The following is a 15011-nucleotide window of genomic DNA, read 5'->3' on the forward strand; positions in this document are numbered from 1 at the left end:
GTGTATATCTCGCGGTAACGACGCCGCGCATTTTCAGGCGCCGACGCCGGCCCCGGCTCAGCAACGGATAACGATGCGTGTGCGTCGCCGCGGATCCGGTCTCAGGCATGGAGATCATAGCTTTTCAGGAGGTCGTACAAGGTCGGACGGCTGATCCCAAGCAACCGCGATGCGCCCGAGATATTGCCGTCGGCGCGCGCCAGCGCATGGCGGATCGCCTTCCGGTCGGCAAGTTCGCGAGCCGCACGCAGGTTGAGCGCGGCGGCCTCCTCGCCCTTGCCGTCGAGGTCGAGATCGGCCGCCGTGACGAGCTTGCCGTCGGCCATGATGACCGCGCGCTTGATCCGGTTCTCCAGCTCGCGGACGTTGCCCGGCCAGCCCCAGCCGTCGATCGCGGCGCGCGCATCGGGGGCAAGGCCGGTGACGACGGGGTTCATCGTCCGAGCATAGCGCGTGACGAAGTGCCGCGCGAGCAGCACCGCGTCGCCGGTCCGCTCGGCCAATGTCGGTATCCGCACGACGATCTCCGCGAGCCGGTAATACAGATCCTCGCGGAACCGTCCGTCCGCGACCATCGCGTCGACATTCTGGTGAGTCGCGCAGACGATGCGCGTATCGACAGGGATCGCTTTGCGCCCGCCGACCCGCTCGATCACGCGCTCCTGGAGGAACCGCAACAGCTTCACCTGCAGCGCGAGCGGCACGTCGCCGATCTCGTCGAGGAACAGCGTCCCGCCCCCAGCCTGCTCGATCTTGCCCTCGGTCGTCTTCACCGCGCCGGTGAACGCGCCCTTCTCATGACCGAACAGCTCGCTTTCGAGCAAAGTCTCGGGGATCGCCGCGCAGTTGATCGCGACGAAATTCCCCCGCGACCGCGGCGACGCATCGTGCAGTCCACGCGCCAGCAGTTCCTTGCCGGTGCCGCTCGCCCCGAGCAGCATCACCGAGACATTGGCGGGGGCGACCCGCTCCAGCGTGCGCGTGACCACCACCATTTCGGGCGAAGCGCTGATCAACCCGCCGAACCCGCCCGCGTCGATCCGCGCGGCAAGCCTGCGGTTCTCGGTCTCAAGCGCATGGACATGAAACGCACGGCTGACGATCATGCCAAGCGCGTCGATGTCGATCGGCTTAGCATAGAAATCCCAGGCGCCGTCGGCGATCGCCTGCAACGCACTGTCGCGCGCGCCGTGCCCCGAGGCGACGATCACCTTGGTATCCGGCTTCATCGCGAGGATGTCGTGCAGCGTGGCAAACCCTTCGGTGACTCCGTCCGGATCGGGCGGCAGGCCGAGATCGAGCGTGACGACCGCAGGCTCATGCGCGCGCACCGCATCGAGCGCCTGCGCCCGATCGCTCGCGACGACGATCTCATAGCCCTCATACGCCCAGCGCAATTGCCGCTGCAACCCGAGGTCGTCCTCGACGATCAGCAGGACGGGGCGCTCGTTTCCGCTCACGCCGCCACCTCCAGCGCCGCAACTGCGGGCAACAGAATACGGAAGCGCGTGCCCTCACCCTCCCGGCTCGCGACGTCGAGCGCGCCACCCATCGCGTGCACCAGTTGCCGCGCCTCGAACGCGCCGATCCCGAAGCCGGCGGGCTTGGACGACACGAACGGCTTGAACAGCTGGTCACGGACGAAGCCCGGCGTCATGCCATAGCCCTGGTCGATCACGTCGATCGCGACCTGTTCGCCGATCTTCTCGACCGTCAACAGGATGGGCGCATCCGCAGCGCTAGCCTCGACCGCGTTTTGGACGAGCTGCCCTAGCACCTGTTCGAGTCGGGCCGCGTGCCCCAGCGCGCAGGCGGGACCGCCGCGCGCGACGATCGGGTGCTGCGCCTTTCGGCCGGTCGCGACCCGCTCGACGATCGCGGTGACGTCGAGCGGCTGGAGCGGTTCGCCCCGGACGGGTCCGTGCTGCGAAAGGCGGGCGAGCAGCGCGTTCATGCGATCGGACGAGTCCTTGAGGGTGGCGACCATGTCGACGCGGAAATCGGGGTTGTCAGCGTGCCGCTCTGCGTTGCGCGCAACCAGCGTCAACTGGCTGACGAGGTTCTTGATGTCGTGCAGGATGAACGCAAACCGTCGATTGAACTCATCGAACCGCGCCGCATCCGCCAGTGCCGCATGCGCGCGATCCTCGGCAAGGTAACTCGCAGCCTGCCGACCCGCGACTCGGAGCAGGTCGAAATCCTCCCAGTCGAGCGCCCGGTCGACCGGTGGGCGCGCCAGCACGATCGCGCCAACCAGCGTGCCGCCGTGCACCAGAGGCACGATCGCCCACGCCTCGGGACAGTCGCGGAGCCAGCCCGGAACGCTCGTCACGTCGCCGCCTGGCGCGGTACCGGCGCGGACGCGGTCCAGTTCGACGATCCGCGCGTGCTGCGCGAGATACCGCGCCAACGTCTCGTCACGCGGACCATCGGCGATGCCAATCCAGTTCCACGTCGCGCCCGGCCCCAGCGACGCTCCATCGGGCACCAGCAACAGCCCCCCGGGCGAGTCGGTCAGGTCGGCGATCGACTTCACCACGCGACAATCGAGCGACTCCGCGCCGGAATCGGGTCGGCCCAGCGTATCGGTGAAGCGCTGCCACTCGGCACGGTAGTCATAGCGGTGGCGAAACAAATGCTTGGCCACCTTCACCTTGGCCCATGCCCGCAACCAGGGCGTCGAAAGCAGCGCCACCACCATCGCCGTCGCGCCGAACACGATCGCCGTCTGCGCCACCCGCGCATAGGGCCCGGCAAGGCTGGCGACGACGGCAGTCGCTAGCGCAGTGATGCCCGCGTAGAGGACCAGCGCGATCGCCGACAAGGCTCGCACCGCGATCGGTCGCGACAAGGCGAGCGTCCACTCGCCGCTGCGGTGCACGCCGACGACGAGCAGAGCCGCGACACCGATCATCACGACGCCCCGCGCGACGAACGCGATCGGCGCCGCCACCGTCGAGGCATAGGCCAAGGCCGCCACCAACAGGTCGACGCCCCACATCGCGGCAAGCGCCAGCATCACCAGCCGCACGCCGCCCCGCGATGCCGGCGCGGCCTGATACAGGTGATGCGTGAGGACCAGCGCGCTCACCGCCCCCATCATGCCAAGCATCGCGCGCGCGGATGCCACCGCGGCGAACGCCTCGTCATGTACCACGGCCATTTCCACGAACGCGAGCAGTGCCGCCGCACCGGCGAGCGTCATCACCACCAGATACACCGCGTCCAGCGCCCGGTTGCCCGTACGGTCGCGCCGCACCATTGCCAGCATGAACCCGAGCCAGGCGACATCGCGAACGCTCGCCGCGACGCGAGTCGCGATGTCCTGCGCCCCGATCCCCGCGACTGCGAGCGCCCACAGGCTCGTCGCGACCAGTGCCGCCAGCAATGCGCGATGCGGCCAATGCCCGCTCGGCCGCCGCATCTGCCCAAGCGCCACCGCGCCGAACAGCAACGCGGCAAGCGCATGGCTCCACAGGACCAGGGTCGCGATCACGCGCGGTCAGCTACGAAAATCACCGCGCCCCCGCCGGCCACAACACCACGCGGAGAGTCTGCAACAGGATCAGCATGTCGAGGAACGGCGAATAATTCTTCGCGTAATACAAATCGTATTCAAGCTTGTGCCGCGCATCCTCGATCGACGCGCCATAAGGATAATTGATCTGCGCCCAGCCGGTGATCCCGGGCTTCACCATATGCCGCTCGGCGTAGAACGGCAGCTGCTCCTCGAGCTGCTGGACGAACTGCGGGCGTTCGGGGCGCGGGCCGACGAAGCTCATCTCGCCCTTCAGCACGGTCCAGGTCTGCGGCAGTTCGTCGATCCGCACTTTTCGGATGAAGCGACCGATCCGCGTGATCCGCGGATCGTCCTCCGCCGCCCAGACCGCCTTGCCCGCGACCTCGGCGTCCTGCCGCATCGACCGCAGCTTCAGGATATCGAAGCCCTCGTTGTAGAGCCCGACACGGCGCTGGCGATAAAAGGCTGGCCCCTTCGACTCGAGCTTGATCGCGATCGCGGTGAGCAGGATGATCGGCAGCGTGACCACCAGCAGCAGCCCGCTGGCGACGATGTCGAACGCGCGCTTGAACACGCTCGACAGCATCCGGCTGGAGGCGAACCCGTCGGAGAAGATCAGCCAGGACGGGTTGACGCTTTTCAGGTCGATGCGTCCCGTCTCGCGTTCGAGGAAGCTCGATATCTCGCTGACCTGCACGCCGGTGGTGCGGACGCGGAGCAGATCCTTCATCGGCAGGGCGTTGCGGCGTTCGTCGAGCGCCAGCACGACCTCGCTCGCATTCTGGTCGACGATATGCGCAGCGAGATTGGGGATGTCGGCGCGCGGCATCGCGCCTTGGACGACCGGGTCCGCCTCGCCCATCAGGACGAAGCCTGCGACGACGAAGTTCACGCCCGGTTGCGCAGCCAGCGTCTCGATCCGAGCGGCGCGCGTCCCGGCGCCGAGCACGACGATCCGCCGCTTGAACGTCTCGCCGCCGAGCGTCTTGCCGAGCACCGCGCGAACCGTGACGAGCAGGACGGTCGCAATCACCGTCGCGTACAGCAGGTTCGATCGCCACAGCGCGAGCGGGGGGACGAGGAAGAAGATCAGCGACAGGAACATCACGCCAAGCGACAACGCCACCGCCAGCCGCGCGGCGGCAAAGCGCAGCGACAGGAACGACGCGACGCCGTACGCCCCGACCGCGACCAGCGAGACCTGCAATGCGAGCGCGAACGTCAGCAACTGCGCGATCCGGGTGTGGATCGGCCCGACCTCCATGCCGATCTGGTGTGCGCGGACGATCCAGCCGATCTCCGCCGACGCGATCAACAACACCGCATCGACAAGGCCGAGCAGGAGGACCGCATAGGGTACGTAATGCTTGAAGAGCCGTATCATCGTCCGCTATCCCGACGCACCAGTGTAAACGCTTCCGACACCTGAACGCCACGTTTCGCAGTAAAACACCAAAAAAGCCTGAAGACTGCATGCCAATCCGATCATTCGGCGATTGGCGCGCGAAATTGCCACGTTATAGCTCGGCGCCAGCAGGAGGCTTCATGACCGCACGTAAGATCGTTCCCGTTATTCTTTCAGGCGGTTCGGGCACGCGCCTCTGGCCGATGTCGCGCCCCGAAATGCCCAAGCAGATGCTGGCGCTGACCGCAGACGAGACGATGCTGCAGCTGACCGCGGGCCGCGCGTTCGGCGATCGCTTCGCCGCGCCGATCGTGGTCGCCAATGCGCGTCACGCGGACCTCGTCGAGCAGCAGCTGGCCGAGGCCGGCGCAACCCCGCAGGCGTTGATCCTGGAGCCGATCGGCCGCAACACCGCGCCCGCCATCGCGCTCGCCGCGATTGCCGCGGGTGGCGGCGGCGACGCGTTGCTGGTGATGCCATCGGACCACGTCATCGGCGACATTCCGGCCTTCCATGCCGCGATCGAGGCGGCGATGCCGCTCGTCACGCAAGGCTGGCTCGTCACGTTCGGGATCGCACCCGATGCGCCCGAAATCGGCTATGGCTGGATCCAGATCGGCGATGAGCTTCAGCCCGGCGTCAACCGCGTCGCGCGGTTCGTCGAGAAGCCCCCGCTCGACAAGGCGCAGTCGATGCTCGCCAGTGGCGATCACGCCTGGAACGGCGGTATCTTCCTGTTCCTCGCCGACGCCTATCTCGAGGCGCTCGCGCAGTTCGATCCGGGCATCCTGACCGCCACACAGGAGGCGATGGACAAGGCGCGTACCGAAGGGACTCGCATCTACCCCGACGCGGTCGCGTTCGCCGCCTCACCCGACGATTCGATCGATTACGCGGTGATGGAAAAGGCCGACCGGGTCGCGGTCGTGCCGGTCGCGATGGGCTGGAACGACGTCGGCAGCTGGGACGCGCTCCACGCGATCAGTGACACCGACGGCAACGGCAACGCGCACCGCAGCCACGGCGACGGCGATGTGCTGGCGATCGACACGAAGAACTGCTTCGTCCGCAGCGACGGCGTCCGCGTCTCGCTGGTCGGCGTCGAGGACCTGATCGTGGTCGCGAGCGGCAACGACGTCCTGATCATGCCACGCGGCCGCAGCCAGGAAGTGAAGAAGCTCATCGAGGCCATGAAAACCGCTGCGAAGAACGCCGCGCCGACAACCTGAGGTCAGGACATAGAATCGGTCCGGCTCCACGCCGGGCCGATCGAACTACGGTTTCCTGCGGGTCTTCGGCACCTGTGACAGGCGCGTGAGCAGCGTCGGGATGTCCTCGGTGATCATCGTGTCCGTGGGAGTCTGCCAGGACGAGCGCAATCTTTCGCCGACATCGTGCAATCGTGCGCCGGCTTCACGCCTGCCGGCTTCACGCCTGGATGTCTCGTCTCGCACGTCTACCTCACCTACGCATACACCCGACGGCATCCTTCGGGGGGGTAAGGACACCGCCGGGCTCTCGGGTCAAACCGACGATATCCGCGCTTGTTCCGGCAGTTTCCCGCGGTTTCGCCATATGCGCGTGTTTCGCGCCGGTTCCGGCCGCAGACGCGTCGAGATTCCGATCCCGGAAGCGCTGGCGATCCGCGCGCCGATACGCTTAAATGCGCCAAAGTTCACGGGAGAATTCGTCATGGATCGTCGCCAGTTCCTCGCATCGGGGGGCGTCGCCGCGCTCGCCACAACGCTGCTGCCGTCGTCGGCCTTCGCGCAGTCGAGCGGCGATACCGCGCTCAACGCCGATTTCGAGCGGATCTTCCAAGCGAGCGTCGCGCGGTCGCCCGAGCTCGCGACGTCGCTTGGCCTCGACAAGGGACCGATCGCACGCCTGAAGGGGCAATTGTCGCCACGCACACCCGACAAGCGTGCACGCGACGTCGCCGAGACCAAGGCCGCGCTCGCCAGTCTCGCTCGCTACGATGGCGCGGGCCTGTCGCCCGCCGCCAAGCTCAACCTCGAAGTCGTGCGCTACTCGCTCGCCACGCAGATCGCCGCGCCCGAGAAATTCGGCATGGACAGCCCGATCCGCCCCTACCGGATCTTCCAGCAGGGCGGCGCCTATTTCCAGGTGCCCGACTTCCTCAACACCGCGCATACCATCAACGCCACCCCGGATGCCGAAGCGTATCTGTCGCGGCTCGACCAGTTCGGCACGGTGCTCGACCAAGAGAGCGCAATGCAGCAGGCCGAGGCGGCACGCGGCCTGCTCGCACCCGGCTGGTCGCTAGACCTGACGCTCGGCCAGATGCGGAAACTGCGCAGCCAGCCGGCGGCCACGTCAAGCATTGTCCAGTCGCTGGTAAAGCGTGCAGCGGCGAAGGGCCTCACCGGCGACTGGCAGACCCGCGCCGCCAAGATCGTCGACGCGAAGGTTTATCCCGCGCTCGATCGCCAGATCACGCTGATGGAACGGCTGAAGCCGACCACCAAGCCCGGCGACGGCATCTGGCGCGTGCCCAATGGCGACGCGATCTACGCGATGGCACTGAACCAGGCGACCACCACGACGATGAGCCCCGACGAGGTCCACCGCATCGGCCTAGCGCAGGTGGCGGAGATCACCGCGCAGCTCGACACGATCCTGAAGTCGCAAGGGTTCACTACCGGCACGGTAGGCGAGCGCTTGGCGAAGCTGAACGTGACGCCGGACCAACTCTACGCGAACACCGCGGAGGGCCGCACCGAGCTGATCGCCGGCCTGAACGACGGCATCAAGGCGATGTACGCCAAGCTGCCCCAGGCCTTCTCCGAAGTGCCGACGCAGCCGCTCGAAATCCGCGCGGTCCCGGTCGAGATCCAGGACGGCGCATCGAACGGCTATTACAACCGCGCCTCGCTCGATGGCAGCCGCCCGGCGATCTACTTCGTCAATCTGAAGGACGTCGGCGACTGGCCGAAATACACGCTGCCGTCGCTCACCTATCACGAGGGCGTGCCGGGACATCACCTCCAGATCAGCGTCGCGCAGGAATCGAAGGACATCCCGACGCTGCGCAAGATCGGCTTCTTCTCGGCCTATTCGGAAGGCTGGGCGCTGTACGCGGAGCAGCTCGCAGATGAACTCGGTGCGTATGCGTCGCCGCTGGAACGCGCCGGGTATCTCCAGTCGTTCCTGTTCCGCGCAACGCGTCTGGTGGTCGACACCGGCATCCATGCGAAGCGCTGGAGCCGCGAGAAGGCGACCGATTACATGGTCGCGACGACCGGCTTCGCCCGGCCCCGTACGCAGCGCGAGGTGGAACGTTACTGCACGCAGGCCGGGCAGGCGTGCAGCTACAAGGTCGGACACATGGCGTGGACGCGCGCACGGATGAAGGCGAAGGCGGCGCTAGGCGACAAGTTCGACCTGAAGCAGTTCCACGACATTCTGAAGGAAGGCGCAATGCCGCTCACGATCCTGGAACGCCGCGTCGACGAGCGGATCGCGGCAATGAAGGCGCGGGGATAACCGAGCGCCCTTATCCTCCCCCGCAAGGGGGAGGTGGCGCCGAAGGTGACGGAGGGGGAGGACACGCAACCCCGGTGATTCTTTACCTCCCCCTCCGTCTGGCAAGCGCCAGCCACCTGCCCCTGGCGGGGGAGGATCAGGTAAATCGATCGGGATCGCTTCCACCCTTCCCTCTCCCAACGAGAGAGGGGGACGAATACGGTACGACGTAAGGGGGGTATTCGCCTGGCGACGGCCTTCACCCTATGCCGCTTTCCGGCAGCGTCGCCTCACCCGATCTGCGTCGAGTCAGGCACACCGCTCCACACCCGTTCGTGCCGAGTAGAGACCGAGTAGCCCTCTTGGGCGTATCGAGGGCTCGTATCGAGGTATAGGTTCCGCGCGACACCCCGTCCCTCAATACGCCGTCTCGATACGCTCCTACGAAGCTACTCGTCGCCTACTCGGCACGAACGGGCGAGCCCTCACTTCCCCCCACGATCCAGCGTCTGCGCCGCAACCCGCACCGTCACCGTCTGCACGACATCCGCCGCCGACGTCGCCAGCATCACCTTGTAGTCGCCGCCAGCGATCTTCCACCCACCGCTCGCGACATCGAACGTCGCCAGCAATCGCGGATCGATCGTCACCGAAACAGCCTGCTCGGAACCCGGCGCGAGATCGACCTTGCGGAAAGCCCCGAGCCGCTTGGGCGCCTCCCAGCCCGCACCCGACACATAGACCTGCGCGACAGCCTTGCCCTGCACTGCACCCGTGTTCTTCACCGAGAACCCCGCCTTGATCCCCTTGCCCTGAGGCGCGGCGGTCAAACCACCCATCGCGAAATTCGTATAGGAAAGCCCATAGCCGAACGGGAACAGCGGCCTCGCGCCGGTCTTATCGAACCACTTATAACCGACCGCGGCGCCCTCGATGTCGTAATTGCCCATCGGATGCGAATCGCGGTCGAGCTTCGGATCGCCCTCGAGCTTGGGCCGCGGCAGCTGTGCGAGCGAAGCGGGGAAGGTCGCGGGCAGATGCCCCGACGGATTGACCTCGCCGGTCAGCACGCGCGCAATCGCCTCGCCGCCCGCCGTGCCCGGGTACCACGCCTCCAGCACTGCGCCGACCTTACCGAGCCACGGCATCACCACCGGCCCGCCGGTTTCGAGCACGACCACCGTCTTCGCGTTCGCCCGCGCGACCGCATCGATCAGCGCGTTCTGGCCAGCCGGCAGGTTCAGGTCGGGCACGTCGAACGACTCGCCGGTCCACTGCTCGCCGAACACGACGACGACGTCCGCTTTCCGCGCCGCCGCGGCAGCCGCCTTGACGTCCTTACCGTCGAGATACGTCACGGTCGCACCGGTCAGCGCCTGCAACGCCTTCATCGGCGGCGACGCGTGATACGTCTTGGGACCCGGGAAGCCACTCGGGAACTCGTCCGCCACGATCAAGCCGTTGGTCGGCGCATTGTGCGAATAGACCTGGCTCGAACCACCGCCCGACAGAACGCCGACATCGGCATGCGCGCCGATCAGCAGGATCGACCTGGCCGTCTTGGCGATCGGCAACAGCCCCGCGGTGTTCTTAAGCAGGACGATGCCCTCCTCCGCATCCGCGCGCGTCACTGCAGCATGGGCGGCGTAATCGATCGTCGTCGCACGATCGCCCGCCACGACCTTGTCGAACGCTCCTACGGAAAACATTCCCCACAGTACGCGCCGCGCCATATCGGTCGCGCGCGCCTCAGTCACATGCCCGTTGTTGACCGCCTCGCGCAGCGCATCGGCAAAATACGCCGAGCGATCGAACGCCCAGCCCGATTGCTGGTCGAGCCCGGCATTGGCCGCCTCGCTGGTCGAATGCGTCGCGCCCCAGTCGGACATGACATAGCCCTTGAAGCCCCAGTCGCGCTTCAGCACCGTGTTGAGCAGCCAGTCGTTCTCGCACGCATAATGGCCGTTCACGCGGTTGTACGAGCACATTACCGAGCCGGGCTGGCCGACCTCGTTGGCGATCTCGAACGCGAGCAGGTCGGACTGGCGCGCAGCCTGTTCGCCGATCTTGTGATCGATATTGTTGCGGTTCGTCTCCTGCCCGTTGAAGGCGTAATGCTTCATCGTCGATACGACGTGCTGCGACTGGATTCCCTTGATCTCGTGCCCGGTGATGACGCCCGCCAGCAACGGATCCTCACCGCCATATTCGAAATTGCGGCCATTCCGCGGTTCGCGCGTCAGGTTCATCCCGCCCGCAAGCTGCACGTTAAAGCCCGACAGGAACGCCTCGTTGCCGATCATCGCGCCTCCGGCCTGCGCCAGTTCGGGGTTCCAGGTCGACGCGGTAGCGATCCCGGAGGGCAGCGAGGTGCGCAGGCGCGGCGTCGGCCCCCGCTGGCTGGCGACACCGACGCCGGCATCGGTCTGCCACTGGCTGGGGATGCCGAGCCGCGGGATACCCGGCACGATCCCGGCGGAAGCGGCCAGCCCGTCCTTCGGATAGACCCAGTTCTTGACCGGCGTCTTCAGCCAGTCGGCATTGGTTGCAAAGTACCCGAAGGTGAGCTGCAGCTTCTCGTCGAGCGTCATCTCTTTGAGGAGCAGATCGACGCGCGCATCGGCGCCCAGCGCAGTGTTCATCCACGGCTGCGCCTTGGGAGCCTCGGTCCGCGCCGCCGCCGCACCGGGTGCGTTGTTGGTCGTCTGCGCCACGGCGGGCGCTGCGATCGCCAGCACCGATCCCGCGAGCAAGCGGGCGAACAGGGCGCGGGAACGGGATGCGGTCATGGGCTTCACTTTCAGGCTGATCGAATGCCGTGTGTGCCGCGTTCGTCGCGTTACCGCAACCAGCCGTCGCAAGGTCTCCCCTCCCTGAAAGGGAGGGGTTGGGGGTGGGTCGGTTTCCGGATCGTGGAACGTCCACGACCCAAGCCGGCCTACCCACCCCCGCCCCTCCCTTTCAGCGAAGGGGGGCAGAAGGAGGCGCAATGCTCTACCGAACGTCGGCAACCGCCTCCGCCATCAGCCGAAAGTCCTTCCCCGCGTGGCGCGAGTGCGATCAGGCCTGACGGAAGCCACCCCCGCCGGGCGTCTCGATCACGAACACGTCGCCGGCGTGCATGTCGACCTTGGCAGTCGAGCCAAGCCGTTCGACGCCGCCATCCGCGCGCTCGACCGATGCCGAGCCGAGTCCGCCACTGTCACCGCCGGCCATCCCGAACGGCGGGATGCGGCGGCGGTTGGCGAGGATGCAGGCAGTCATGTCCTTGAGGAACCGGACTCGTCGCGTCGCGCCGTCGCCGCCGTGGTGCGCGCCTGCCCCGCCCGAGCCGCGGCGGATCGAGAATTCCTCCAGCAACACCGGGAAGCGCGTCTCAAAGATTTCCGGGTCGGTGAGGCGGCTGTTGGTCATGTGCGTCTGGATCACCGACGCGCCGTCGAAGCCGGGGCCAGCACCTGCTCCTCCCGCAATAGTCTCGTAATATTGGTGCGTGTCGTTGCCGAAGGTGAAGTTGTTCATCGTCCCCTGGCTCGCCGCCATCGCACCGAGCGCACCGAACAGCGCGTCGGTGACGACCTGGCTGGTCTCGACGTTGCCGGCGACGACCGCAGCCGGATATCGAGGGTTGAGCATCGAGCCCTCGGGCACGCGGATCGTCACGCCGCGCAGGCAGCCGTCGTTGAGCGGCACGGCCTCGTCGATCAGTGCGCGGACGACGTAGAGCACGGCCGCGCGGACGATCGAGACGGGGGCGTTGAAGTTGGTCGGACGCTGCTCGCTGGTGCCGGCGAAGTCGATGACCATTGTCCCGGCCTCGCGGTCGACTCGGACTGCCACGCGGACGACTGCGCCGTCGTCCATCTCATAGGCGAACGCGCCATCGTCTAGCGTTGCGATCAGGCGGCGGACTGCGGCGTCGGCGTTGGCCTGCACGTGCTCCATGTACGCTGCGACGACGTCGGCACCGTACTCGTTCGCGAGCCGTGTGAGACCGGTCGCGCCGCGCGTACAGGCGGCCAACTGCGCGGCGAGATCGGCTATGTTCTGGTCGATATTGCGCGCGGGATAAGGGCCGGACGCGAACACCGCGCGCAGTTCCGCTTCGAGGAAACCGCCTTCGTCGACCACCAGCACGTCGTCGAGCAGCACGCCCTCTTCCTCGACCGACCGGCTTTCGGGGGGCATTGATCCTGGGGTGATGCCGCCGACGTCCGCATGATGACCGCGGGCTGCGACGAAGAAGGCTGGGGCGTCGTTATCGTCTGTGAAGACCGGCATGATAACGGTGATGTCGGGCAGATGCGTGCCGCCGCGATAGGGGGCGTTGAGCGCGTAGGCGTCGCCGCGGCGGATACCGCGGCCGTCCGCGCCGCCGCCTCGCGCGTCGATGATCGTGCGGATGCTTTCGCCCATCGAGCCCAGATGGACCGGGATGTGCGGCGCGTTGGCGACGAGTTTGCCGTGCGCGTCGAACAGCGCGCAGCTGAAGTCGAGGCGTTCGCGGATGTTGACCGATGCGGCGGAGCGCTGGAGCGCGGCGCCCATTTCCTCGGCAATGCTCATGAACAGACCGGCGAAGATTGCGAGGCGCACCGGATCGGATTCAGTACCGATACTCGCGCCGACACGGGGCGCGATGCGGTCGAGGATCAGATTGCCGATCGGATCGACGCGCGCGCGCCAGCCGGGCTCGACGATGGTGGTCGAGACGCTGTCGAGAATCAGTGCCGGGCCATCGATGGCGTGGCCGGCGGGGAGGCCTGCGCGAGCCAGGACGGGCGTGTCGTGCCATGCGCCCGCCATGTAGACGGGGGCGACGGACAGGGGCGCGGCTAGCTCTTCGGGGAACGCGACCAGCGCGGCATCGATCGGCGGGCTCTCGGCGATCGCCTCGGCGACGATCCGGTCGGCGACCAGCGGTGCCTCGCTGGCGAAACCGAACTGCGCGATGTGCGCGGCATCGAATGCGGCGATCATCGCTGCCGGTTCGTCGAGATCGAGTTCGATGGTGTGGTCGGTCTGGCCTCGACGCAGATGCACGCGGCGTTCGATCCGAACGTCGTCCGCCGTGACACCCTGCGCCATTAGCGCGTCGCGCGCTGCTTCCGCCAGACTGTCCAGCGCCTGCGTGATCCCGGCATAGTCCGCGAACGCCGCCCCCGACGTCGCTTCGCGGAGGACCCGGCGATCGGCGAGCCCCATGCCGTACGCCGACAGCACGCCGGCCAGCGGGTGGATCATCACTCGGTCCATCGCCAGCGCATCGGCGACGAGGCACGCATGCTGCCCTCCGGCTCCACCGAAGCATGCTAGCGTATAACGCGTTACGTCATGCCCGCGCGCGACGGAGATCGTGCGGATCGCATTCGCCATGTTCGCCACCGCGACCGCGACGAACCCCTCCGCTGCGACCTGCGGATCGAGCGGCAGCTCCGCAAACCGAGCGGCCACCGCCTCCGCATCAAGCGGCTGGTCGCCCGCCGGTCCGAACAGCGCCGGGAAGAACTCTGGCCGCACTTTCCCCAGCATCACATTGCAGTCGGTCACCGTCAGCGGCCCACCGCGGCGGTAACACGCCGGCCCCGGCACCGCGCCTGCGCTCTCGGGGCCGACGATCAACCGCTCGCCATCGAACCAACAGATCGAGCCGCCGCCTGCCGCCACCGTGTGGATCCGCAGCATCGGCGCGCGGATGCGGGCGCCGGCGATCAGCGTCTCGGTGTCGCGCTCGTACGTCCCGGCATAGTGCGACACGTCAGTCGAGGTGCCGCCCATGTCGAAGCCGATGACATGCTCGAACCCGGCCTCGCGCGCGGTCGCGGCCATGCCGACGATGCCGCCAGCGGGACCCGACAGGATCGCGTCCTTGCCGCGAAAGCCTGCGCCGTAGACCAGTCCGCCCGACGACTGCATGAACAGCGCGCCCTGCCCCAGAGCGTTGCTCAGGCCCGCGACATAGCGATCGACGACCGGCGACAGATACGCATCGACGACGGTCGTATCACCCCGCCCGATCAGCTTGATCAGCGGCGCGACGCGGTGGCTTACCGAGATTTGCGTGAAGCCGATCTCGGCCGCGATTGCCGCCAGGGCCTCCTCGTGCGCGGTGAAGCGGTAACCGTGCACAAGAACAATCGCGACGGCGCGCAGTCCGCTATCAAAAGCAGCCTGTAAGCCCGCGCGCGCCGCATCGCCGTCGAGCGGCCGGAGCACATCGCCCTTCGCCCCGACCCGCTCGTCGATCTCCACCACCTGCGCGAACAAAGGCGGCGGACGGTTCACGTCGCGCGCGAAAATATCGGACCGCTCCTGGTGGCCGATCAGCAGCGCGTCGCCAAACCCGCGCGTGATCGCGAGGCAGGTCGGCTCGCCCTTGCGCTCGAGCAGAGCGTTGGTCGCGACCGTCGTGCCGATCCGCAGTTCGAGCGGCACATCCGCCCCGTCGGTCAACCGCCGGATCGCCTCGACCGCCGCATCACCGTAGCGCTCGGGATCTTCGGACAGCAGCTTGGCCGTGACGATCCGCCCGTCCGGTTGCCGCGCGACGACGTCGGTGAACGTACCGCCACGATCGATCCAGAACTGCCATGTAGTCAT

Annotated in this window: 8 protein-coding genes; 2 read left to right on the forward strand and 6 right to left on the reverse strand. The window is 67.2% G+C overall.

Annotated features, from left to right (window positions below):
• Positions 1–101: 101 nt before the first annotated feature.
• From prsR to J4O76_RS14820, 3 genes are read right to left on the reverse strand one after another with little or no spacing between them, the layout of a single operon-like run.
• The gene (gene prsR, locus J4O76_RS14810) at positions 102–1460 is read right to left on the reverse strand and encodes a PEP-CTERM-box response regulator transcription factor (protein WP_426282593.1); all 1359 of its coding nucleotides are present in this window, start codon (positions 1458–1460) and stop codon (positions 102–104) included.
• The gene (gene prsK / locus J4O76_RS14815; protein WP_426282594.1) at positions 1457–3496 is read right to left on the reverse strand and encodes an XrtA/PEP-CTERM system histidine kinase PrsK; all 2040 of its coding nucleotides are present in this window, start codon (positions 3494–3496) and stop codon (positions 1457–1459) included. Before prsK ends, prsR begins: the two co-directional genes overlap by 4 nt.
• A 19-nt stretch (positions 3497–3515) precedes the next feature.
• Complete coding sequence (locus J4O76_RS14820; RefSeq protein ID WP_056484844.1) at positions 3516–4904, reverse strand: TIGR03013 family XrtA/PEP-CTERM system glycosyltransferase; 1389 nt, start codon at positions 4902–4904, stop codon at positions 3516–3518.
• A gap of 161 nt (positions 4905–5065) precedes the next feature.
• On the opposite strand from J4O76_RS14820, the gene J4O76_RS14825 reads away from it, so the two are divergent.
• Positions 5066–6154, forward strand: a complete 1089-nt coding sequence (locus J4O76_RS14825; RefSeq protein ID WP_426282595.1) for a mannose-1-phosphate guanylyltransferase/mannose-6-phosphate isomerase — start codon at positions 5066–5068, stop codon at positions 6152–6154.
• Between the two features lie 45 nt (positions 6155–6199).
• Here J4O76_RS14825 and J4O76_RS14830 read toward each other — a convergent pair whose 3' ends face one another.
• Complete coding sequence (locus J4O76_RS14830) at positions 6200–6379, reverse strand: hypothetical protein (protein ID WP_156362224.1); 180 nt, start codon at positions 6377–6379, stop codon at positions 6200–6202.
• A gap of 238 nt (positions 6380–6617) precedes the next feature.
• Between J4O76_RS14830 and J4O76_RS14835 the strand changes: the two genes are divergently transcribed.
• Entirely contained in the window at positions 6618–8432 is a 1815-nt protein-coding gene (locus J4O76_RS14835; protein WP_426282596.1) for a DUF885 domain-containing protein, read from the forward strand.
• Between the two features lie 464 nt (positions 8433–8896).
• Here J4O76_RS14835 and J4O76_RS14840 read toward each other — a convergent pair whose 3' ends face one another.
• On the reverse strand, positions 8897–11200 hold the full coding sequence (locus J4O76_RS14840; protein WP_426282597.1) for a glycoside hydrolase family 3 C-terminal domain-containing protein: 2304 nt from the start codon (positions 11198–11200) through the stop codon (positions 8897–8899).
• A gap of 271 nt (positions 11201–11471) precedes the next feature.
• The gene (locus J4O76_RS14845) at positions 11472–15011 is read right to left on the reverse strand and encodes a hydantoinase B/oxoprolinase family protein (RefSeq protein ID WP_426282598.1); all 3540 of its coding nucleotides are present in this window, start codon (positions 15009–15011) and stop codon (positions 11472–11474) included.

The organism is Sphingomonas sp. NFX23 (assembly GCF_049887795.1).
In the GTDB taxonomy this organism is placed as follows: Bacteria; Pseudomonadota; Alphaproteobacteria; order Sphingomonadales; family Sphingomonadaceae; genus Sphingomonas.

What these genes read in the sequence shown, in the direction of transcription:
- J4O76_RS14835 (WP_426282596.1), top strand. Translation starts at nt 6,618, where the DNA reads ATGGATCGTCGCCAGTTCCTCGCATCGGGGGGCGTCGCCGCGCTCGCC.
- J4O76_RS14825 (WP_426282595.1), top strand. Translation starts at nt 5,066, where the DNA reads ATGACCGCACGTAAGATCGTTCCCGTTATTCTTTCAGGCGGTTCGGGC.
- J4O76_RS14840 (WP_426282597.1), bottom strand. Translation starts at nt 11,200, where the DNA reads ATGACCGCATCCCGTTCCCGCGCCCTGTTCGCCCGCTTGCTCGCGGGA.
- J4O76_RS14820 (WP_056484844.1), bottom strand. Translation starts at nt 4,904, where the DNA reads ATGATACGGCTCTTCAAGCATTACGTACCCTATGCGGTCCTCCTGCTC.
- J4O76_RS14845 (WP_426282598.1), bottom strand. Translation starts at nt 15,011, where the DNA reads ATGACTACATGGCAGTTCTGGATCGATCGTGGCGGTACGTTCACCGAC.